Source organism: Streptomyces sp. NPDC014733, from assembly GCF_043083385.1.
Classification (GTDB): Bacteria; Actinomycetota; Actinomycetes; order Streptomycetales; family Streptomycetaceae; genus Streptomyces.
The window spans coordinates 557,140-582,701 of record NZ_JBIBYO010000002.1 but is presented as its reverse complement, the minus strand read 5'-3'; the positions used below and the strand labels follow the sequence as shown (position 1 = coordinate 582,701).

At 74.6% G+C, this 25,562-nt stretch carries 1 protein-coding gene (running past one end of the window); it reads left to right on the top strand.

The window, feature by feature from the left end; translation table 11 throughout:
* The first annotated feature begins 61 nt into the window (after positions 1–61).
* Positions 62–25,562, top strand: partial view of a protein-glutamine glutaminase family protein gene (locus tag ACF1BH_RS07140; protein ID WP_391641400.1) — the 5' portion only. It continues 13,478 nt past the right edge of the window; the window shows 25,501 of its 38,979 coding nt (coding positions 1–25,501); its start codon is at positions 62–64; its stop codon lies off the right edge, out of view.

Below are 25,562 nucleotides of genomic sequence, written 5' to 3'. Positions count from 1 at the left end.
CCTTGCCGCGGCACCCCGTTCCTCCCTTTCCTTTCCTCCTCCCCACCCAGGTGATGTCGCCATGTACGAGCCCGATACGACCATTACCGACAACATCTACGCCCTCGGCAACGCGTGGATCGACTTCGGCGACATGCTCTGGGAAAAGATGACCGCCATGGACGCCTCGGTCCAGGGCGTCACATGGACCGGCGACGCCCACGAGATCGCGATCACCTGGGCCTGGGGGGCGCTGCGGGAGGGCAAGTTCAAGCCCGCGGTCAGCCACGCCTGGGACATCGGCAACGCGATCAACGCGTACGGGGACTTCATCAAGGAGGTGCAGGCCAAGGAGTTGCACGCGGCGCGGATGCAGGCGATCAAGCTGATGCTCGTCACCCTGCTCCCGCTGCTCGCCGTCGTGGCCCTGGCGGTACTGCTGCCGCTGGGCACGATCCTGGCGGCGCTCACCTCGGTACTGGAGGCCATGGGCGTCGTCATGGAGGGCGTCGCCGTCGCCGCCGCCTACGCCGGCGCCATCGCGATCGACGTGATCTTGAACGTCGTGGTGCAGCTCGGCGCCGACATCGGCGCGCAGGCCCTCGCCGCCGCCGTCACCCACACCGACATGCCGGACTTCGGCAGCAAGGAGTGGTGGAAGCACGAGGCCCTCAACCTCGGGCTCGCCGGCGCGGGCAGCCTCATCGCCCCCGGTCTGAAGGGGCTGGGCGCGCTGCGGCGGGGGGTGGGCGATCTGACGCGCGGCCCGAAGCTGGCACCGCCGAAGTTCGACCCGAAGGTCGAGGCGCCGCCGATGGGCGGCGGCAAGGGCGCGGCCGGGTTCGACATGCCGAAGGGCACGGTCGCCCCGCCGTCGGGTATCGGTGCACCCACCAAGAACCTCGTCAACGACATTCCGCACGGCACCCTTCCGAACCGGGGCAACATCACGCCCCCGAAGGCGGACACGGTCCGCCCCGGCGGGGGGCTGCCCCGCACCGAGATCCCCCTGAACGCCGACCCCCACCCGTCGGTGGGCCCGCCCCGCGAGACCGGCGGAGGCGTCCCGCCCCGCAGCGAGGTCGTGCCGCCGAGCGGCCCCCGGCCCCAGGGCGAGGTGCCGCACCAGCCGACGGCCGGCCTCGACACCACGCACGGCCCGAACCTGTCGAAGACCGACCCGGCGTCCGCGCACGTCCCGACGGGCCGGAACGCCCCGCCCGCCAAGGGGACGCCGCTCCCCGAGGAACGGCCCGGCGGTGCACCCGCCCACCGTCCCGAGCAGAGCGGGCCGGGGACGACACCGCCGCAGAAGGACGCGCCGACGTCGTCGCGGACGGCGGACGAGCGCACCGAGGTGCCGCCCGTGACGCAGATGAACGAGCACGGCGCGGCCAACCCCGGCGCACCGGGCAAGGGCGTGCAGCACGTCGGGCAGGAGGGGCTGCAGAAGGTTCCGGGCAGGGCGCACCTGGAGGCCACGCCGCCCGGACGCCCCCTCGCGGGCGACGTCCCGAACCCCAAGGCCGACGCGCCGCACCAGCCGGTCCGCGACGCCCGGGCCGGTGACCTCACGCCCAGCGGCACCAAGGGGCAGGACGTCACCGGCAATCCCGGCAACGCCAAGGCCCAGGACCTCACCGGCACCCCCGGCAGCCCGAAGGCGCAGGACGTCACCGCGCCCGGGGCGAAGGACGCCAGGCTCGGCGCGGAGAACGGCAGGCCGCAGCAGGCGCCCCGGTCCGAGCCGCACCCCGCGGCCACCGAGGGGAAGGCGCCGACGGAGAAGTCCACGTCGGTGTCGCACACCGGGGACAAGGCGTCGTTCGAGAACAGGCCGGCCGGCGACCGCACCGCCACCGGCTCGTCCAAGGACCTGCCGACCAGGAGCGAAGGGAACGCCGCCGCCAAGAACGAAGCCACCGGCACCACCAGGAACAACGCCCGCACCGAGACCGGGCAGCCGCAGACCAAGGCGCCGGCCGAGCACCCGGAGAGCACCTCGGCGTCCTCCGCCGGCAAGGGCGACCGGACCCACGACGCCGCGGCCGGCAGCAGCCACTCCGGCGACCGCAGCCACCTCTCGCACGCCGCGGACGACGCCGTCCACCCCGGGCCCGGCCCCAAGGAAGGCGCCGGCCCCCTGTACGCGGACAGCGGTCCCGGTGCGGGCGCGGCCGGCCGGACGGAGCAGTCCGGCGCCGCCGCCGCGAAGGAGGCGCACGCCGCCAAGGAGAAGGCGTGGGCCGCCGAGAGCGACACCCTGAAGAAGAACACCGCCGAGAAGCTGTCCACCGCCGAACGGGCTCAGAAGCTCGCCTCGGACGAGCACTTCCACGAGGGCGGCCGAAAGCTCCAGGAGAAGTTCACGGACACCACCGGCTCGTCCAAGGCGCTCCGGTCGCTGGACGATGTGGAACGGCAGAAGGTCTTCGACGAGTTGGTGGGCGACGCCCGCACGAAGTTCGACGAACTCTTCGGGCCCTTCCGGGAGGGGCGCGACGTCCGCCCCGAGGCCCTCGCGAAGGCCGAGCAGCAGTGGCAGAAGGAGCTGGACAAGCTCGGGGACACCGTCCGGGGCCGCGCCCAACACCACAAGCTGCAGGTGAAGTTGGAAGCGAAGATCGAGACGAAGGTCGCCGAGGCCCGCAAGCAGTGGCGCGCCGAGGGCCATGAGCCGGACCTCATCGACCGGTCCGCCAAGGAGTACGAGGAGGGCCTGGGGCACGTCTCGAAGGCCACGTACGGCGAGCTGAAGACGAAGCCGCACTGGCAGGTGAGCGAGAAGGGCCGGCGGTTCGACCAGATGGCCGACCACCTGCGCAAGGGGCTGCCCGACCGGCTGGGCCGCGAGACCGAGTTCCACGCCACGGCCGGCAAGCACCTCGACGCCTGGCAGGAGTTCGGCGCCGGACTGAGCAACGAGGAGCGCACCGCGCTGCACGACCGCTACTCCCGCGGCACACGGGAGGCGTTCGTCGATCTGGTGGACAAGGAGGCAGCCAAGCTCCTCGCCGGCAAGCAGCGCATGCGGCCGTTCGCCCGGCTCACCGCCAAGGAGCAGCAGCTCGCCCACGACCTCGCGGTCAAGAAGTGGCCGCTGCGCGAGGAGGAGCTGATCAAGCGCCTGGACGCCGAGGTCCAGGCCGGCAAGGACCTCCGGCGCTTCATCGACGATCTGCCCTCCCGCCTGGACAAACACCTGCCGGACGGGCCGCACGCCACCGGCACCCGCGGGGAGCTGGCCGACAGCGTCCACGCCTCGCTGAAGCGCGACGCCGAGGCGCTCCTGGACGACCTGCGCGGCAAGCCGATGGAGACCGGCGCCAAGGAGATCGAGACGTTCACCCAGGACGGACTGGCGAAGCTCAACCGCAGCCTGGACGAGCGGTTCCGCTTCGAGAGCGGCGTCCAGGAGCGGTGGAACAGCCATCAGCGTTCCACCGGTGACCTCGGCGCGCCCGGCGAGCAGGTGCGCACCTGGCAGAACGACCTGCGCCACCAGGCGCTCGCCGAGGTCCGCAAGGACCTGGGCGCCGACTACTCCCCCACCCACGTCGACTCCGCGCTGACCAAGCTCGACTCGTCCCTCGCCGGCATCGACAAGGCGGCGACGGAGCTGCGGGCGGGCGCCGAGCGGCTGCCCGAGGCCACCGCCGGTGCGAGGGCGGCGTGGGACGAACTGGCCGCCGGGCACCCGGGATTGCAGGCGTCCACCGCGGACCGCATGTGGTCGGACTTCCACCACGACTGGATGTCCGGGCACGGCAAGATCTGGTCGGACGGTCAGCTGGACGGCATCCGCTGGCACGCCCCCGAGCGGGCCCCGGAGATCCCCTACGACGCCGCGCGGGCGGCGGAGCACCAGCAGGCCCGCAACCAGCTCCTGGACCACTACGAGACCGTCGTCGACCTGGCCGGGACGCAGGAGCAGCACCTGTCGCGGCTGACCGACGACGTGGAGCGCGCGGCCCTGGAGTGGCAGCCGCCGCACCAGCGGTTCGAGGCCGCGGCCCACACCGCGGAGCAGGCGGCCGGAGCGGCCAAGGACGCGGCCGGGGCGGCCCGGAAGGCGGCCACCGCGGCGAAGGAGGCCGCCGAGGCGCTGGAGCGGGTCGCCGGGAAGGGCGGCCGGGGCGGTGCCCTGCCCCCGAAGTCCCTCACCGCCGAGGAGCGGGCCGCGACGCCCGGCAGGGACACCGTCCCCGCCGGGGAGGAGTTCGGCGGGGCGCCGCACGGCGATGTCGCCAAGGTCCACGAGACGCGGGCCGCGGCCCGCACCGCCGATGACGCCGCGGCCGCGGCGCGGGACGCGGCCGCACACGCCGCGGACGCCACGAAGACGGCCCGGAAGACCGCCGACCGGATCCAGCCGGGCGGAAAGAACGCCGCCACCCCGTCGGCCGACGCACTGGCCGCCGCCCGGGACGCCGCCGCGCAGGCCCGCGAGGCCGCCGAGGCGGCGGAGCAGGCCGCCGCGCGGGCCCTGGACGCGGCGGGTGGCGCGGGCGACGCCGCGGCCGCCGCCCGGCGCGCCGCGGCCGCGGCGGAGGACTCGGGGGCCCACCACTTCCGCGATCTGATCGGCCGTGACAGGGCGTACGCGCCGGGCGCCGACGACATCAAGGCGGTGGTGGACGACGTCACCACCGATCTCCGGCGCGAGTTCGACCGGCTCACCGAGCTGCCCGAGCCGGGGTGGGCGAAGCACGTCGACGGCGACGCGCTGCACGGGTCCCTGTCCCGGTACCACCGGCAGCTCATCGACGAGCTGCCCACCCGCTTCGACCGGCGCTACCGCGACGGCGACTGGTACCCGACCGCCGACAAGGCCGTCGACGACCTGCTGGCGACCCCGGAGTTCCGCCGGGACCCGCTCCCCGACGACCTCGTCCGTACGGTCAAGGCCCGCTACGCCCAGGACCTGGCGGCGGCCCGGAAGGCGGGGGCGGACGGCGGCGCGGCCGGCGGCGTCCGCGAGCGGCTGGACTTCGCCCGTCAGGCGGAGCGGCAGATCGACGACCTGATGAAGCGGTACGACATCGGCGGCGACGCGGACCCCGCCGGACGGAATGCCGTCCGCGACGAGTGGCGGACCACCGCCCGTGGCCGGCTGCTGGACAGCTACGGCGATCTGCGGGAGCTGCACGCCGCGGGCGTGGAGGCGCGCGAGGCGTCCGACCTCGTGCTGAACGGTGCCGCCCGGAAGCTGGAGGAACATCTCCGCATCGAGCGGCAGCTGCCCGGGCTGCGGAAGAAGCTGGACGAGGTGGCGTTCCGGCACGACGCGGACGGTGCGGTGGCCGAGGCGGCCGGCCGGAGCCTGGAGAAGGACCTCAAGGCCGCGGTGGACGACGCGTTCGGCACGTACCACGCCGGGGCCAAGGGCGATCCGGACGCGGTCGGACGCGCGACGGGGCATGCCCGCAACGCCACGGCGACGATGACGGGCGAGCGAGCACTCGCCGGGCGGCTGCGCTACCACGAGGAGTTGGACGCCCGCCTCCGTGACCTGCGCTCGCAGGCGGACGGCAAGGATCTGCTCCTCGACCCGGTGACCGTCGAGCGGGTCCACGGCAAGCTCGCCGCGGAGCTGGAGGGGCTCGCCGACACCCACCTGGGCGGAATGCGCACCGGCCGCTCCCCGATGGAGGGCAGCGAGCTGGACCCGCGTTTCACGCGGTGGCGGGAGGACTCCCGGGCCGCTTTGGACCGCTTCGACGCCGAGGCTCGGATCGACGAGGCCCGGCAGTCGGCCACCCGGGAGGCGGGCGAGGTCTTCGAGACGAAGTTCGGCGACGGGCTGATCCACCACGTCCCGGCGAACGGCAAGTGGTCCGGCAGCGACGGCGTGGCCTCCGCCTTCCGGCGCGACTGGGTCGCCCTGGACGACCACTTCCGCCACCCCGGTGCCAGCGATCTGAAGAGTTGGCTGGACGTCGAGAAGAACAGCATCGACGACTTCCAGAAGGGCCTCGACCGGGCCCGGGCCCAGCGGGAGCAGCCGCACCCCGCGCCGGACCCGAAGGGACAGCAGCCGAAGGAGACCGCGCCCGCAGGCAGCCGCGACTCCGCGGACGTCCTCGCCGGCAAGGACGCCCCGCACGGCTCCGGCCGGGACCTGGCCGGGGAGCGTACAGCCCCGGAGCGCACCTTCCAGGACCGGACGCGTACCCCGGAGCACCCGCAGGACGGCCCCGGGGCGCAGCAGCAGATCGTCGAGGCCGGGCCGCAGGAGCGGAACGCCGGCCGGCACACCCGGGAGCAGGCCGCCGGGAATCAGGCCACCCAGGGGCGTTCCGCGCAGCGCCCCGGCCGCACCCGCGAGCAGGAGCCGGACGGCCCGAGGACCACCCACGGGTCGCCGGAGCCCCACACGGCCGGGGCGCCGGGCGCCGACCACGCCCAGCAGCAGATGCTCGTGCGGGAGAACCTGCCGCAGGACCGTGCGGAAGAGCTGCTCCGGCCCTGGGAGTACGGGGAGGAGCTGCACCGGCGGTCCTGGAAGTACTACGACTCCCACCTCCGCCCCGACCACTGGGACCGCAGGTTCGACGCCACCCGGCAGGCCGGCCGCCTCGACGAGGAATTCAGCAGCCACTTCGCCCGTGGCGTCCGGAACGGGCTGACCGAGACCGCGGCCGCCGAAGCCGCCGGGCGTGCGGTGGGCCCCGCCTACGAGCAGGCCCGTGCCGCCTGGCTGAAGGAGCAGGACCTGCGGTCGGAGGTGCGGGCGATGCTCCGGCAGGGCCCGCTGACGCCCCGCAGCGGCCCGGTCGACGGCTGGATCACGCAGAACGACCTCACCCGCGGCCTGCCCTACTGGGACGAGCGGGCCTCGACGTGGTACCGCGCCCAGCTCACGCGGCTGGAGGACGCGTACGTGGCGGCGCACACCGCACGGACCACCGACGGTGAGGTCCGGCAGACGCCGCAGGAGTGGAACCACACGGTCCGTGCCACCGCGCAGCGGCTGACCGCCCTCGCCGCCCCGATGGCCGCCCTCGTGGACCGGTTCACCGCGTACAGCGACTCCTACGACTTCGCGCCGCACGACGGGTGGAGCGCGGCGACCGACCACTGGTTCCGGACCGAGCAGCACCTCCACCGTGCGCAGGCGATCGAGGCGCTGGAGCGCGATCCGGGCGCCCTGGCCGAGGTGCGGAAGACGTACGCGGAGCAGATGGCGGTGGTCCGGCGCGGCGCCGAGCTCCGCGAGCACCCGGAGCTGCTCGACGGGGCGCCCGCCCCGTCCACGCCCGTCCCCGCGCACGCGGAGTCCGGTGACTGGCGGACGCCGGTCATGCACGAGGCCGAGCACACGCTCCGTACGGCCTACGAGGAACAGCTCGCCCGGGAGAGCGCCGATGCCGCGCACCGGCAGCAGCTGCGCGAGAGCGTCGAGGAGTGGGCGCGCGACGGCGGCCGCCCGCTGTCGCCGCAGCAGGCGGAGCAGCTGACCGACGAGGTGTCCCGCGTCCGCGAGGACGGCGCGTCCCCGGAGGAGCTGCGGGAGTCCGCCGAGGGCCGGATGGCCCTGGACACCGCGCGTGAGGCCGCCCGCGCACAGGGCCGCGCCGCCTTCGACCGCGCCGTGGGGTCCTGGAGCCGGTCGCTGTCCGCCCCCGGCGCCGCGGCCCCCGGCTTCGCGCTCGACGAGGAGCTGACCGCGCGGGTCGCGGCGGAGGAGTGGGAGCTGTTCGAGAAGCGGCTCGACGTCCACATCCGGGCGACGTTCGCCTCCCCCGCGGACGCCCGGGGCACCCGTCTGTCCGCCAACGTGCGGGCCGGGATGCAGCAGTTGCGCCGCCTGACCGCGGAACTCCCCGACGCCCTGGACCTGCGGGCCCTGCGGGTGTCGGAACGCGACCGCGCCACCCGGCAGTTCGACGCTGCCGTGTCGGCCTTCACCGACCACCCGACCGAGGAGCAGCGGGAGCTGCTCGCGTCGTTCGGGGCCCAGGGCACCGCCCTGTCCGAAGCCGGGCTCGACGCCCTGCGCGAGCGGCACCTCTCCGAGCTGGACTCGGCGTTCTCCCGGAATCTGCGGCCGGACACCGTCGCGGCGGCGCGCGGGGAGGACCCCGAGGCGCTGGCGCGGTGGCAGCGGGTGTACGAGGAGACGACGGCGGAGCTGCCGGCGCGGCTGGCGCGCCAGGCCGCCCGCGAGGCCGTCCTGACGCGGGCGCTCACGGACGTCACGGATGCCGCGGCGCTGCGGGGCGAGGGGGCGGACGCCGCCCGGGCGTTCCTCCGTCACTTCCCCGCGCTGACGCCCGAGCAGGCGCTCGCCGCCGCCGTGGCGACGGTGCAGCACGCCACCGCCGCCGCGGTCGACGCGGCGTTCCAGCGGGCCGTCACCGGCGACGCGGCCTCCTCGACCCGCGCGGACTGGGAGGCCACGTACGCCGGGCTGACCGGTGCGGACAGGCTCCAGCCGCGACTGGTGGCGGTCGCCGCCAAGGCATCGGCGCTCGCCGGGGCGCAGCCGGTGTTCGCGGAGGCGCTCGCGGAGTGGCGGGCCGCCAACCCCGGGCTCACGCTGACGGACGAGGCTGCCGAACGGACCGCGGCCGGATTCCGCGAGCGGGCGGCGGCCGACTTCGACGCGGCGTTCGCCGGGGTGCACTCCGGGCTCGCGGAGCTCTCCGGCGGTCTCGTGGAGTGGCAACTGCGGTTCGCGCGGCTGGAGGAGACCCTCGACGCCCACCTCCACTTCGAGGAGGAGGTCCCGGCCGCGCTGCGCGCCGCGGGCGCCGCGTTCGACGCCCTGGCCGGCCCGCACCCGCTCGACGAGGCCACCCGCGACGGCCTCAAGGCGCGGTTCACCGACGAGCTGATGTCCGCCTACCGCCGGGTGTGGGCACCGCACGACCTCGCGTCGTCCTGGCACCACGACGACACCGTCCCGACGTCCGCCGCGCAGCCCGGCTCCCCCGCCGTGGACGCCTTCGCGCCCGGGGAAGAGGCGTCCGGGGAGGACCGGACCGCATTCCAGGAGGAGGCCGGCGCCCCGCAGGAGGAGGCGCTGGGCCTGACCGTCCCGCACGTGGTGGCACCGGTGTCCGGGCTCGCGCGGCCGCTGACCCGTTCCCAGGCCGCCCAGGAGGAGCTGGCGGCGGCCGCGGACGCGGTACGGCGGGCCCGGGACGAGCGGCGGGAGGCACCCGGGCGCGTCCCGTCCCAGGAGCCGCCGGCGCAGGCGGAGCGGCGCTTCGCCGCGGCGCGGGCCGCGTGGCGGGCGGCGCTGACCGAGGAGGCGGCCGCGGCGCTGCCCGCGGTCCGCGAGGAAGCCGAGGCAGCGGAAGCACAGCTGCGGTCGGCGGCCGCGGCGTACCGGACGGCCCAGGACGGTCTGGCGACGGCCGACCGGGCGCACCGGCAGACGCGTGCGGTGCTGGGGAACAGGGTGTACGTCTACGCCGAGCTGCTGCGGGCCGGACAGCCCACGCCGGCGGCGGACCGGGCACCGGCCACGGACGCGCCGCGTCAGCGCCCCGCCGACGCGGACCTGGCGAAGGCGAAGGAGCGCCTGACGCAGGCTCAGGCCGCCGAGAAGTCGGCGGCGGCGCGGCTGCGGGAGGCCGGGCAGGAGGCGCAGCGGGCCCACCGGGCCCGGGCCGCCGCCGAGGAGAAGTCGGCGGCGGCCCGGCAGCGGCTGGACACCGCGGCGCGCCGCGCCGGGCTGTCCCCCGCGCCGGCGACCGCCCCGGCCACGGGACAGGTGGGCGGGTGGCTGCTGTCGCCCGCCGCCCAGTCCGCCGCCGCGGGCCACACGGACACGGCGCACCACCCGGTGACGGGGGCTCCGGTGCCGCCCGCCGAGGTGGAGCAGGCGCTGGAGACGGCCGAGGACCGTCTCGCCGCCGCGCTCGGCACGGCCGAGGAGTACGCGCGGGCGCAGTCGGACGTCGAGGCGCGGCTGCGGGAGTACGACGCGCTCGTCCGCTCCGACCGGCAGGCCCGGCGCGGGACGCGGCCCGCGGACCAGGCCGCCCTGGACGACCTGAACGCGGCCCTCACCGGGGCACGGGCCCGGCTCGACGCGGCCACGACGGTCCTGCGGGACGCGTGGATGCGCCGGGACCAGGCGGAGCGGGCGGCGTTCGCCCAGCTCACCACGGTGAAGGGGGCGCTCTCGGTCGGTGCCCTGTCGCCGCAGGCCCTCGGCGACGACGCCGCGCACGGCGTGCCCCCGCAGCAGTCCGTCCAGCCGCCCCAGGGCGTCGTTCCGGTCCCGGCGGGGGCCGGCGGCGCGGGGGCCCCCGCGCCCCTCACCGACCAGCAGTTCATCGCCGCCTTCACCGGTCACATGACCGCGCCGGTCATCGACGTGCCGGCGCTGTACGCGCTGGTGACCAGCCGGCCCCGGCCCGCCGACAGCTTCGCCCGCGACGACTTCGACCGCACGTTCCACCGCATGACCGGCTCCACGGTCTCCGCCGGCCTCACCTTCGTCGTGGGCCGCACGCTCACCCCGGCGGACGCCCTGCGGATCCTTGAGCACTTCTACGGACCTGCGGCGCAGGACGGCCGGTGGGACATCGATCTGCGCCATGTCGCCGAGGGGGTTCCGCTCCCGAAGCTGCCGCAGGTCGAGGCGTTCGCGTTGCGGCTCTTCCTCCTGATGATCAACCTCCTCTTCCCCCAGGCGCTGGACATGCTCCGGGGGCTGGGCCGGGATCTGCGCAAGATCTGGGCCGTCGAGGACGCCTTCGAGAAGCTGGACAGGCGCGGCCTGCGGGAACTCCTCGGCCTCGCCGGAACGTCCGTCCTCGAACCCACACAGCTCCGGCAGCAGATCGCCGACGTGCTCGGCGACGTCACCCGCACGACGCCCGTGTCCGAGGAGAGGGCACAGGAGTGGTACGACCGGCTGGCGACGCTGGAGTACCAGCATCCGCGGCAGGGGTCGCTCCCGCTGCCCCACCGGCACCCGGAGGACGGGTGCTACCTCCGCGCGCACATGATCACGATGCGGCTCCAGCAGTGGGACACCCGCGTCCACAAGATCATCGCCGCGCGCACCGGCCCGCAGCTGACCGTCCGTTCCGCGCACGCCGAGGGCGCCGCCGCCGCGCTCGGCACCCTGCCGGTGGCATGGGGGTACCACATCGCCGCGGCGATCCCCGTCCAGGAGACGCCGGACAGGATCACGCTGCGGGTGCTGGACCCCGCCCTGGAGCTGGGGCCGCTGACGGTCGACGCGTGGCTGAGCGCGATCGGGGTCGATCCGCAGGGCCCGCTGGAGCGGGTCACCGGATCGCTCCCCGCGGTGCGGGCCCACATCGGGGAGGACATGTACGAACACCCCGAACGGTGGTGGTGGTTCGGCGAGCGGGGAGCCCCCGCCCCCGGCCGCACCCTCGTGGTGGAGACCGAGGCGCACGCCTACGACTTCGGCGCCCTCATGCCGGACTACGCGGCGGAGCGTTCGCTGCGGGCGGCGGACGAGTTCCACCGGAAGGACGGGGTGGGAGTCCTCGAAAGCCACACGGTCCGGCACCTCGAGCGCACCCGCCTGCACGAGGCCCGGCAGGGCGTGCAGCGGCACCGCGCCGGAGTCGACGCACCGTCACCGGAGTGGGCCGCGCAGACCTACGCCGCCCTCACCCGCGACCGCCTGCTGCCCCGGCACAGCCCGCTGGCGCAGGAGCTCCGCAGGATGCTGCCGGCCGGCCATCCCGCCGCTCTCGGGGCCGACGCGGCGATCGAGCCCGCCACGGAGTTCTCGGACGCCGAGTTCTCCGACGCCGAGTTCTCCGACGCCGGGTACTCCGACGACGAGACCGCCGTCGGAGGACCCGCACCGGGCCTCGCCGCAACGGAGCACCACACCGCCCTCGATCCCGCCGCGCCCCCGGCGGGCCCCGGTGGCCGGCAGCCGCTCGCCCTCTCCGGCGTCCACGCGGCCGGTCAGGTCCCGCACGGCTCCGCCGCGACCTGGGACCTTCCCGCCCCCCGCCCCCAGGGCACCTCGCTGTCCCGTCCGGTGGCGGGCACCCCGTCCCGGACGATCGGCGGCTGGCTGCGGAACTCCGGCGCAGCCGCGCGGGAGGCGGAGCTGACCCGCCGGTTCGGCACGGTCATCGGTACCGGATCGGGTACCGGCTACCACTTCGGCCACGCGATGCTGGACCGGATCGAGCAGGTCCTCGGCGCCCTGCCGCGCCGCGACGTGGAGGAGAACCCGCAGCTGACGGCCGTCACCGGCGCAACCGGCACGGCCGTCAGCGGCTGGCGGCCCGGTGACCGGGCCATCCGGCTCACCCGTCCGTTCTCCCTGCCGTCGTGGCTGGACACCCGGTCCGCTCCCGGCGACGCCGCGCTGCGGTGGGTACGGGACCTCGTCACGGCCGGCGGCCACCAGGATCTGACCGCCGCCGACCTCCTCGCCCCCGCCGGGACGCCGCGCGGCAACCTCGTCGAGTGGGCCCTGCGGCACGAGGTGGGCCGCTCCGTCGACGCCCGGACGCGGTGGGCGCAGGAGCACGCCCACAAGCCGGAGTTCGGCGGCTGGCGGACGTACGGCGGCGAGGAGATCGCCGAGGTCGCCACGGCGTTCCTCGCCCTCGCGGGCATCACCGCGGCCACCTGCGCCCCGGGTGCCCGGACCTTCGACGCCCTGCTCTCCGAGGTGACGTCCCGGATCACGCCGACGGCGGGGACCGGGGGGCCGGACCCGCAGCGGATCGCACACCTCCCCGAGCAGCTCGCCGACGGTGACGCGGAGCTGTTCGGGAAGCTGACGGTCATGGTCACGCTCCTGCGGGACGCCATGACCGAGCCGTGGAAGCGGCCCGACGGCGGCGCGGGCCTGCCGGCACACGACGGACGCGTCCACCGGACGCACCCGGACACCGGCGCGTGGATCAGCTACTCCGCCGCCGCCCGCGCCCACGCGGTCTCCGCCTACCAGTTCGCGGCGCCCGGTGCGTGGTTCGCGGAGGCGTACGCCGCCTACCACGCCCCGCGGACGGCCAACCCGCCGCGGGAGCTGCTGCACCCGGACGTACAGGAGTGGTTCCGGCGCGAGGCCGAGCTGCCCGAACTCCACCTGGAACCCGTCGCGGACGGCGCCGAGGAAACGGACGTGGAGCTGACGACGTCGGACGGCACCCGGATCAAGGCGTCCGACATCGACAACCTCCTCATCGTCTCCCCCGGCTCCCTGCGGCCCGCCGGCCGGTCCTTCCACACCGCCGACGACGTGCGGGAGCGGCTGCTCAGCCACACCGACATCGACCTCACCAAGCCGCACTTCGCGCACTTCGACCCGGAGCAGCAGGTCCGCGTCCCGGACGGGAACGGCGGGCACACCGTCCGGCACACCGTGTCCGAGAGCGACCTCGACACCGTGCCCTGGCAGGCGGACGACCATCTGTACCTGGCGCTGCTGCACGGCGAGAAGGGCTGGCTGACCGTTCCGGTGAACGGCAGGCCCACCCGGGTGTCGGGCGCCTCCTTCGGCCCCGCGCTGCGGCGCCGCGGCAGCATCGTCGCGCTGAAGGAACGCGCCGGGAACAAGGCGTGGATCCTGCTGGCCGCCTGCGAGGCGGCGGCCACCGACGAAGCGGGCAATTCGGTCGCGCAGCAGATCGCGGACACCACCGGCATCAATGTCGTCGCGCCGACCACCAAGGTGGCCGCCACCCCGCACGTCAAGGAGTTCAGCTTCCTCCTCTACCACGACGCCCAGGGCAACCGCGGCGCGTGGCGGACCTTCACCCCGCGGAACACGGGGGCCGCGGCGGCGACGGCCGGGGCCCTGGTGCCCCCCGCCGTGCTCGACGTGCCCCGGCCGGTCCCCCCGTCCGAGCGGACACTGCCGCAGGACACCGCCGAGGAGACGCCGCGGCACGAGACCACGGCACCGGTCGACGGGACCACCCGCCGAGCGGTGCGGGACGGCGGCGTCCGGCCGGTGGCCGGCGGCCGGGGCCTGACGGCCGCCGGTGCGCGGCTGCCGCACTCCGGCCCGTGGGGCGAGCGGATCACGCGCAGCGTCCTGGATCCCCTGCGCGCCGCCGGCCTGACGGAGCTGTACGACGCGCTCCACCCCGTGGCACGGTTCGGCCCCGGCCGCACCGTCTCCCGGCTCATCGCCCTGCGCCGGCTGGTCGGCCTGGCCACGCGGGAGGCCGGGCATGCGCCGGACCGCCTGACGCCCGGGGTCCTCGACGGGCTCGTCCGGCAGGTCTTCCCCGGCGCCACGGCCGACGAGGCGAGCCGGCTGCTGCTCGTCACGGCCGCGCAGAGCGCCGTGCGGCGGCGGCCCCTCACCGTGGCGGGCCTCCGCCGGGCCGGGCGCCGTCTCCGGGCCGTCGGCGTCATCGACGTCGGTATGCCGCAGGCCCAGTCACCGACCGGCCCGGACCAGGTGCCGGGCGCGTCGGCGACCGGTCTGCCGCAGCCGTCGGCCCTCCTCGACCAGTGGCACACCCAGCGGTACCAGCAGGCCGCCGTGGCGCGCGGCGACGCGCCCCGGGCCGCCGTCGCGGAGATCGCCGGACAGCTCCGGTCGGCCGGGCGGGGCGCGGCGTCGCTGGTCCGCTTCGGCACCGCCCGCCCCCCGCTGCGCGCCGTCAACCTCGGCGACCGGGTGCTGTGGGCCGAGGCGGGCAGCTCCCTGTGGCGCGACGATCCCGCCCCGCTGCTCCCCGCCGGGCCGGTCACCGTCGACTCCGTCGACGTGGACGCCCACGGCAGGCTGCTCGTGGCGCCGTCCGGGCCGGTCGGGGACGCGGGCCTCTTCCCCGAGTTCCTGGCCGACCTCGACGCGCTCCGCGCCCTCGACGCCGCGGCCCCCTCGTCCGACGGCACCCTCCAGGACACCCGTGACCTCCTCCCCGCGGCGACCACGGACGCGGAGCACGACGAGGCCGACGAGGCCGACGGCCTGATCCAGGAAATCGTCCACCTCACCTACACGTTGCCCGCGGGCCCGGCGGCGGTGTCCGGTGACCGGAACGAGTCCGCCGGGACCGGTGACCGGACCGGCGGCGCACTGCACGGAGAGAACCCCTACGAGAGCGAAGAGAGCGACGACGAGAGCGCCATCTACGAGCTGTTCGAGTTCCCCGTGCTCGTCCCCGCCTCTCCCCCGGTCCGGACGGAGTACGAGTTCGCCGTCCCGGTGATCGAGGAGACCCGGACGTACGCCGAGCTGCACGTGACCTTCCCGGACGCGCCGGTGCCGCCGGTCGGATTCGGCGTCGAGCGGGTCGCCGGGCAGTCGGCGCAGTTCCCGCTCGGACTGTTCGGCTCCGTCGTCGCCTTCGGCGACATCCGCTTCGACGGCAGTGTCCTGCCCGGCGGCCCGCCCTCCGGCGTCCTCGGTGACCTGGTCGCCTCGCTGCTGCCGGCCGCGGAGGAGATCGGCGAGGCGCTCCACGGCCGTCTGGCGTCCTCGGTACGCGCCCAGCTCGGCGCGCATCTCGACCGGTTGGGGGCGAACAATCTCTCCCGGCGACTCGTCGACGGCGGTCTGACGCTCCTCGTGCCCGGCGGCTCCCACCGGGCCGAACACACCGTCCGCGTCCGGCTGACCGGTATCCACCGCCACCGCGCCACCCCCACCGCCTCGCCCTACCGGCCCTACGGCGAGAAGCTGATCGGCCCGCAGGAGGCGACCACCAACCGTTCGACGGGCAGTTCGGAGAACGCCGGTGCCTCCGTCGGCCTGAGCGCCGCCGTCAAGGTGCCGCTGGCGCCGGGCAACGTCCCGGTCACCCCCAAGGCGAGCGTCGGCCTGTCGTCGTCCCGCTCGTACGACCAGAGCCGCAGCACCAACGCGTACACCAACCCGTCGCTGGGCTACAGCGGCGAACTGGCGCACTTCACCTTCGCCGATGTCCGGCTGGAGGTCACCACGGCGGGCCCTGGGGTGCCGGTACAGGGCCGCACCCGCGCGGAGCAGGGCGCGCTGCTCGTCGCCTTCCCCACCGAACTGGTGGAGCCGGCCACGAACCGCACCGTCACGCCGTGGCACGCCACCCTTCCCACCGCCGCGCCCGACGCGCTGCGCCGCCGGTTCACCCAGGAAGTGCTGCGGTTCTTCTCCGTCGGGCAGCACATCGGCGGTCTCGGGGGCCTGCGCGACCAGCTGATCCACGCCTACCCGGCCGACGCCCGGCCCGGCAGCCCGCTCCACGAGTACCTGCACAACCGGCTCGGTGAACTGAGCGTCCTCAACGACCTCGCCCGCATCCTGAACGGCGGGATGACCCTGCCTCCGGTGCCGCTCAGCGGCGGCCGGGTGCTGCAGGGCGGGATGTCGGGGCAGGTGACCGGCGTCGAGCGGATCGGCGACGCGAGCGCCCTGCCGACCGTGCTCAACCTGCGCTGGCTGGAGCTCCAGGGCGCCTCCGCCACCACCGGCGGCGGCTTCTCCTTCACCGCCGGCGCCACCACCTCTGCGAGCACCGGTCTGCCCGCCTTCCAGTTCCCGGTGACGCTCGACGTCGGTACGTCCACGTCGTTCAGCTCCGCGGGCGACACCGGCGGCGGGCGCTGGCACAGCGCCCGCTTCAACGGCCGGAGCGTGCCGTTCCTGCTGACCGTCCGGCTGGAGGCCGGTGTGCGGCCACTCGGCGACGACCTCGGCCGGGAGTTCGCCGAGAACGTCGCGGCTGTCGTGCGGGTGCCCGAGGAGCTCGCCGACGCCTTCCAGGACGCGTTGCGCCGCATCGTGGACGACGAGAGCCTGGGCCTGCTGCCCCGCGCCCCGCTGCCGATCACGTACCCGCCGCAGACCGACGCCCCGGCACCGGTGATCCCGCACGAGCTGACGCAGCCGACGGGCAGTTCGGGGCTGTACGGCCCGGTCGGGCTGTCCGGACTGACGCGGCACGGGCACCACACGGACGTCCGGGAGCAGTTGCGCGAGCAGTTCCTGCACGAGCGGCGGTCCACGGGCGCGCCGGAGTGGACGGCCGCGGAACTGGTGGCCCTGGAGACGTTCCTGGACACCCATTTCCACACCCAGTCGCTGAGCACCCGCTTCACGGAGCTGTTCGGCGACCGGGACGCTTCCGTCGCCCCCGACGAGCAGGGGCTGCGCCGGACCTTCGTCCGGCCGCTGGCCGACGGGGAGACCGAGACGGTCCACTTCCAGGTGCGTGCCGAGCGGGTGCCCGTCGGGCCCGGGGAGGCCGTCGCACCGCTGTCCGCCGTCCATCTGGCGCAGGCCGGGTTCGACCTGTGGCCCAGCGCCATGCGGGACTTCGCCAACTCCCAGTCGCACAGCTCCGAGCTGACGCTGAGCGTGGGCGTGGCGAGCGGCTGGGGGCCCCACGTCGGCCATGGGAGCGACGTGAAGCTGTTCTCCCGCAGCCACACCGCCAAGCAGGGCCTGACGTCCTACGCGTACCTGCTGTCCGGCCTCAACTACGCGGGGCCCGCACACCAGTTGACGTACCGGGTGCGGCTCCTCACGTCCGTGACCGTACGGAAGGTTCCGGCGCCCGGTCTGACCGGCGCGGTGCACCGTCTGGTGCGCGCGCTGCGCCCCACGCCCTCCGGCAGTGCGGCGCAGCCCCTCCGAGCGGCAGCCCCGCCGCGGGTGATCGAGGCCGAGGCCCGCTGGCTGATCCCGGTGACCACACCGGTCCCGGCCGCGCAGGCGCCCGTCACCGAACCACCGGCGGACGGTGTCCCGGTCACCCTGACCCAGCACGACCGGGTGCTCGGCGTGTCCGGCACCGCCGCCCTGCGCAGGCGCGCCCTGGAACTGCTGACGGACCACGGCGTCCCCGCCCATCAGGCACGGATCCACCTGGAAACCGCCCTCACCCACGACCAGTTGGTGGCGGCGCTGCACACCGGCGCCGGTTCGGCGGCCACCCAGGTGGTCCTGGACGGGGCCCTGACCAACCGCCGGGTCCGGCTGCTCTTCCGTGCGGAGATCACCGACGTGGTGGACGCCGGCGAGCCGGTCACGCTGTCGACGATGGACCTCGCGGAGTACTCCGCGGGCTTCTCCGACGTGGGCGGCGTCACCACCCACCACCTCAACCACGCCCACTCCGCCACCTTCTCCGGTGGCTCGGGGGAGACGACGGGCGGGCTGGGGTACGGGCAGTCCTCCTCTCCGGGCAGGGGCCGCAGCCTCGCGGAGATCACCAACGTCTGCCCGGGCAGCTTCGTGGCGCGCGGCGCGCTGCCGCACCGTCCCCGCACCGGGCGGGTGGTGTGGCATCTGACGGTGCAGACCAAGAACGTCAACCGGTTCGGCGACTGGTCTCCGGCCGTCGAGAACGATCGGGTGGAGGTCGCGCAGGGCCTCACCTTCCTCACACCGCAGTGGCCGGCCGCCGACCCCGCCGAGGAGCGGACGGTCCCGGCCACCCTGCCGGTCACCGCACTGCCGCCGGCCTCGGTCAGCGAACGCTTCCTGCCGTCCGCCGACGAGCGGGACCTGGCGGAGGCCGAGGAGCACGGGGACGACCTGGAGAGCCCCGCCACCCTCACCCGGAAGGTGATGACGGAGGTCGGGGCGCTCCTGACCACCCACGCCAGGGCCGCCCTGGACTCCCAGTGGACGCCGCAGACCCCGGGCACGGCGCTGCCCGGCACCCTGGACACCGTCCTCACCCCGCGCACCCTGCACGCGATGGCCGACGCCATGGCCGGCGCCGGGATGGTGCTGCACACCACCGTGCCCGGTGCCGGACACACCACCCATCTGCAACTGGTGTTCCGCCTCCACCGTGACCCCGAAGGGCGGGGCGCGCACTTCACCCACCGGCTCACTCCCGGCACCGTCAGCCGTTACACGCAGTGGAACACCCGCCAGGAGATCGGGGTCAGCCGCAGCACGGCGAGGGGCCACTCCCTCAGCCCGGCGTTCTCGGGCGGCTCGGCGTCGCTGGGCCACTCCACGGGCACCTCGCAGAGCCTCAGCACGAGCGTCCTGACCCGCCGCCACGACGGGTACACCGTCTCCGGCACCCTGGCCACCTTCCGGCTGGACGGTGTGCTGGAGATCAGCCTGCGCCGGTCGGTGGTGCCGTCCCGGGGCGTCAACACCCTCAGTCTCGACCTGGCCCGGCAGACCGCCCGCGCCTTCCGGGCGATGAACCGGGGCGCCGTGCCCACAGGGCGGATCACGCTGCGCGAGGAGATCACCGTCCCGCTGGCGCAGCTGCCGGACCAGCTGCCCACCACGCGGCGGCCGCGGCCCGTCGTCACCCGCCTGCTCGCCCCGAGTCCGGACACCGACCTCGCGCACGCCCGCCGGTTCGCGATCAGCGCGTCCGAGCTGTCCCACAAGTCCGTGAGCGTGGTCTTCAACCCCGACGCGGTACGGCAGTTGTTCGATCAGGTGACGGCGGCGCTGCGGAACCACGGCGCGGGCCTCGGCGACCTGGTCGGCGACGGGCAGTTCTCGCAGGACGGCCTGCACCGCTACTTCGACCCGCACGTCCTCACCCGCCATGCGCTGCTCCACGGCCTCACCGGCACCCCGGCCACCGTCGGCCCGGCGCTGCGCGGACTGGGCGGCCCGTTCACCGACACCACCGGTGTCCTTGACATCGCCGTGCTGCCCGCCGCGCAGGGCGCGTCGCTCGGCTGGCACCCGGGGACGTCCGAGCGCAGCGACTACGGCTCCCAGAACAACGGGATGTCGTTCGGCACGAGCCAGGGGCAGAGCCTCTCGGCCGGCTGGGGCCAGGGCGTCCCGCTGGGCGAGGACGCGCAGGCTCCGGTCGCCACGGTGAGCGGCGCGCTGTCGCTCGGCCGCTCCGTCGGCCAGTCCGTCAGCAGCTCCGGCTGGGCGATGAGCCGCGTCGACGGCACGGCGCAGACCACTCTGTGGCACACCCATGACTTCACGGACGCCTACGTCAAGGTGGTGCTCCACGGCGCCAACGAGCGCGGCGCGCTCCGCTACGGGGGCGGAAGCCTCACCGCCGTCTTCCGGGTGTCGGCCCTGCTGGCCCTGCGGTACTCGCCGGAGGCCACCCTGCTGGGTCTCGGCGATGTGCGGCGCACCGCCCTCCACACGCCGTCCGGCCGTTTCGTGCCGCCGCGGAACGCGGCGGACCGGCAGGATCCCCTCCTCGTGGACCTGGTACGGGCCCAGCAGATCCCGGCCACCCCCGGCGTCCTGCTGTGGCGTGTCCAGGCGGTCGACGACACCAGTGTTCTCGCGTACGGCACGCGCCTGACGCGAGAGCAGTTCGAGGCGGCGTACGTCCGCGCCGAACTGGCCGCGGACCCGGCCACGGCGGCGTACACCGTGACGTGGGGGGAGACCGGTGCGGACGGTTACGTCCACGTCACCGCGCAGGCGCCCCCGGCAGAGGTGGCGGAGGTCCTCGACGACGAGGAACCGGACACCTCGGCGCGGACCGCCTCTCTCCAGGTGGCCGCCGCGCAGCCGGTGCGGAACCTCGCCGGCGCGCTGGCGCTGCCGGCGGACGCGTTGCCGGACCTCGTGGCGCTCACCGAGCAGCTGGGCAGTACGCCGTACGCGCTGCTGGGCCTGGGCCTGACCGGCCGCCCGGCCGCCGAACTGGTGCGACTGGCACGTGAGTTGGGCACCTTCCCGCTGATGGTGGCCGAGGTCGCGGACGCCTTCCGTGTCACCCCGCGGGAACTGCTGGCGTCCGGCGTGCGGGGGCGGACCGAGTTCGTTTCACGGATTCTGCGGTGGCCTCCCTTCCTCGGCACCGGCCCCGAGGCCGACCGCCGCCGGGCGGGCCGGGACCACGCGGTGCGGCGTGTGACGCGGACACTGTTCCTGGGCGGAACCGCAGCGGCACACGCCGCGGCGGAAGCCGTCTCGCAGGCACAGCGTGCGGAGGACCTCGCCGCCCTGCTCCGGCAGGTGTGGGGCCCTCTCGCCGAAGAGCAGCGCACCGCGTTCCTCACCCCCGCGCAGCGCGCCGCGTTCCTCGCGGGCGAGCCGGTGACGCTCACCGACGAGCAGCGCACCCGTCTGCCCCAGGGCACGCCGGGCACCGTCAGGTCCTGGATCGGCACGGAAGAGCAGCGCGGGCAGCGCCTCGACGCCGGGGAACTGGTGGACCTCGCCCGCGCTCTCGACCTCCCCGAAGAGTCGCGGCCCGCTCTGGCGGACCTCGCCGAACAGCTCGGTGCCGTACCGCGCGGCCTGCTCGACCTGGGCCTGACCGGCCAGGCGGCGGCGCACCTCGTGACGCTGACCCAGGCGCTGGGCGCCGTTCCGGTGGCGCTGCCCCGGATCGCGGAGATGTACCGCACGACTTTGCAGGAGCTGGTGGCGGCCGGCACGCGGGAACATGTCCGGCTGGCGTTCGAGGTCCTGAAGTGGCCCTCGATCCACGGTACCGACGCCGAGGCCGTCCGCCGCCGGACGGGCCTGGGCACCGCGGTCGACCAGGTGGTGCGGACGTTCCTCCTGGAGGGCCCCGAGGCGGTCCGCACGGCGGCGGAAGCCGCCACGCGGGCACAGCGTGCGGAAGACCTCCACGCCCTCCCCCGGCAGGTGCACGACCTGCTCACCGACGAGCAGCGCACCGCCTTCCTCGCCGGCGAACCCGTGACGTTCACCGACGAACAGCGCACCCGACTGCCCGACGGCACACCGGACACCCTCACGCCCTGGCTCGGCACCGAAGCCCGGCGCACCGATCGCCGCGAGGACGACGCCCGCGCACTCGCCGAAGAACTGCGCGTCGAGCAGAAGTGGGGGTTCAGCCTGCTGCACGTCGTCGACCTCCTCGGTCTGCCGGACGAACAGCGCGGCCTGCTCAACGTGTTCGAGGGCCACCTCCGGAGCCTCGTCAAGCAGGGTGACGCCCTCCGGCAGCGGGACCGGGACTTCGGCCTGCTGCTGGCGGAGCACGGCATCGACGTCCCCGCCCTGATCGCACCCGGCGGAACGGAAACCTCCCACGCCCTCGCCCTGCTCACCACGCTCGACACCTGGGGCACCGGCATCGAGGAGCTCCCCGAACTCGCCGAGTACCTCGCGGTCCACGACCCGCAGGCCCCCGAACTGCCCGAGAACAGCTACACCCACGCCACACCCGACCGGCGCCGCGCCCTGTGGCAGTACGCCACCGCACACCGCGACGCCCTCATCCCGGCCATCGACGCCTGGCGCACCGTCCAGGAACTGCGGATGGAGCTGGGGCTGACCCGGGAACGGTTCGACGCGCTCGACGACGCCGTCCGCCACCCCTGGTTCCGGGCCGGGGACCTGGTGGACCTCGCCCGCGGCCTCGATCTGCTCCACAGGTCACGGCCCCAGCTGGTCGATCTCGCCGAACAGCTCGGTGCCGTACCGCACGGCCTGCTCGACCTGGGCCTGACCGGCCAGGACGCGGTACGCCTCATCACGCTGGCCCAGGCGGTGGGCGGAGTGCCCCACGCGCTGCCCGAGGTCGCGCGGATGTACCGCACGACACCGCAGGAGCTGGTGGCGGCGGACGCGCAGGACCACATCTGGCTGGCGTTCCGGTACCTGAAGTGGCCCTCGATCCACGGTACCGACGCCCAGGCCGTCCGCCGCCGGACGCAGCTGAGCAACGCGGTCGACCAGGCGGTGAAGATGCTTCTCCTGGAGGGTCCCCCCGCGGTACGCGCGGCGGCGGCGGCCGCTTCGCGCCACCAGCGTGCCGAAGACCTCGCCGCCCTGCCCGCGCAGGTGCGGAACCGGCTCACCGACGAGCAGCGCACCGCGTTCCTCGCCGGCGGGACGGTGACGCTGACCGACGAGCAGCGCACCGGTCTGCCCGAGGGCACCCCGGACACCTTCACGCCCTGGCTCGGCACGGACGCCCAGCGCGCACAGCGCCGCGAGGACGACATCCGCGCACTCGCCGCAGAGCTGCACGTCGATCAGAGCTCGGGCGCCGGCCTCCTGCACCTCGCCGACCTCCTCGGTCTGACACCCGAACAGCACCCCCTGCTCGCCGTGTTCACGGGCCATCTCAAGAACCTCCCGGAGCAGGAGAGCGTCTTCCTCCGCCGGAGGGACCGGGACCTGGGCGTACTGCTGGCACAGCACGGCATCAGCCTCCCGGGCCTGATCGCGCCGGGCGGAACCGAAACCTCCCACGCCCTCGCCCTGCTCACCGCGCTCCGGACATGGGACGTCGGGATCGAGGAACTCCCCGCGCTCATCGAGGAACTCCCGGCAGTCGCCGACGACCTGGCGACGTGGGACCCTCAGGCACCCCAGCTGCCGGTGGACAGCTACGCCGAGGCAACACCCGAACAGCGCCGCGCGCTGTGGCGGTACGCCGCCGAGCACCGCGACGCCCTCGTCCCGGCCGTCGCCGCCTGGCGCACCGACCAGGCGCTGCAGCTGGAGCTGGCGCCGGAACGGCTCGCCGCCCTCAGCGACCCGGCCCGCCACCCCTGGTTCCACGTCCGGGAACTGGTGAACCTCGCCCACAAGCTCGACCTGCCCGAAGAGGCGCGGCCCCACCTGGTCGACCTCGCCGAACAGCTCCGTACCGTCCCGCACGGTCTGCGCGCCTTCGGCCTGACCGGCCAGGACGCGGCGCACCTCGTGGAGCTGGCCCGGGCAGTGGGCGCCATCCCGCTGGCGTTGTCCCAGGTGGCCACGGATTCCGCCCGCACGCCGCAGGAGCTGCTGGCCTCCGGCGAGCAGGGGCGGTTCCCGCTGGTCTCGCAGTTCCTGCGGTGGCCCGCGGTCCTCGGCCCCTACAACGACGCGGAGACCATCCGGCGCCGGGCCGGACAGGACCATGCGTTCCGCCAGGTGGCCAGGGCGCTGTTCGTCAACGGCCCGGCAGCGGCGCGCGAGGCGGCGGTGACCGCTTCACAGCACCAGCGTGCGCTGGACCTCGCCGCCCTGCCCCAGCAGGTGCAGCAGCTGTTCACCACCGAGCAGCGCACCGCGTTCCTCGCGGGTGAGGAGGTGACCCTCACCGGGGAACAAGCCGTCGCGTTCCACGCCGCCGCACCCATGAGGGTCACCGAGGACCGGGCCACCGCCCTCCTCGCCCGCCAACTCGTCCCCTTCACCCCCGAGCAGCGCGCCGCCTTCCGTGACGGCCGCTCCGTGACGCTCACCGACGCACAGCGCACCGCGCTCCTCAACAGCACCGTCATCACCCCCACCGACGAACAACGCGCCGCGCTCCTCGCCGGCGAACCCATGCGGCTCATCGACGAACGCCGGGCCGACGCCTCGACCCCACCGAGCACCGTCGCGTCCTGGATCGGCACGGAAACCCGGCGCCTCCAGCGCCCCACGGACTTCCGCAGGTCCCTCAACCAGATCGACCGCGAAGGCAGGGTGATCACCCCCGCCCCGCCCGCCGCCACCGGCGTCCGCCCGCCCGCCTACGACCACGTCTCCGGACTCCCCGACTACAGCCGGACCTCACCGCAGGCCGTCGCATCGGCCCTGATCCAGGAACACGGCGACACCCTCACGGGCTTCACCACCGAGGAGATCGTCCGCCTGGGCACCCTCCACCGCATGCTCGACATCCGGATGAGCGACCTCACCGACCTCGTCCGCGCCACCGGAGAAGTCCCCAGCCCCGAAACCTTCCAGGAATCCCTCGACGCCCTCGGACTCCGCAACAACCCCCGCGCCCTCTACCACGTCCTCACACACCGCCCCCTCCGTCTGGACACCCTCCACTCCCTCGCCGCACCGGAGGTGCTGCGGGACCTGTTCGCCCCTCTGGTCGACCGGCAGACCCAGGAGTCCGACCCGCAGGTGCAGGAGGTCGTGGAAGACCTCGGCGATCTCGCCGAGGCCCCCGCCCAGCAGGGACGGGTCTCCGGCATCCACTGGTCGGAACAGCCAGGGCTGCTCGACAGTGAAAGCGCCGCCCTCAAGCACTTCTTCCACGTCTTCGGCCTCACGGCCCCCGAGACGGTCGCGGAGTACGTCCATATCCTCCGGGATTTCGCCACCCTTGCGGGGGCTCGCGGGCCGCAGGACCGTGCCTGGCTGTTCCGGGCCCTGTCCGACCCCGCGTTCACCGGCCCCGGCAACGCCGCCGAGCGGCAGTGGACCGGACGGTGGCTCTCGCCAGTGCACCTGTTCCACCTGATGTCCTGGCACCCGTTCGACGAGATGCGCCACGAGGACTTCCCCGCCTTCCTCGAACGGATCGACAACGCGGTGAGCCACCGGGCGCTCATCATGCGGGGCGTCGACATCCGGCACGAGGTCCCGCTGGCCCCCGGCGGGCACGCGCTCATGGCGGCGCTGGAGGAGGAGGTCGCCTCCCGGGCGGGCCGCATCGGCAACACCGGGGGCAACCGCAGCGTCGAGCAGCACCAGCATCTGGCCGATCATGGCATCACGCTCGTGGACATCGCCGACTACGTCCACGAGGCCGGCGCGCACCCCGACCTGATCCATGCCCTCTACGAGTACAGCGCGAGCGTCCGGCGGCCCGTGGTGGACGACGTCCGCGCACTCGCCGCAGAGCTGCGTGTCGATCCTGCCGTGGCGGTCAACCTCCTGTACATCGCCGACACCCTCGGGCTCCAGGACGCACAGCGCCCTCTGCTCCACGCGTTCACGGACCACCTCCAGGACCTCGCGGAGCAGGGCGACACCCTTCTCGACTGGCGGGAGGAGGAATTCGAACCGCTGC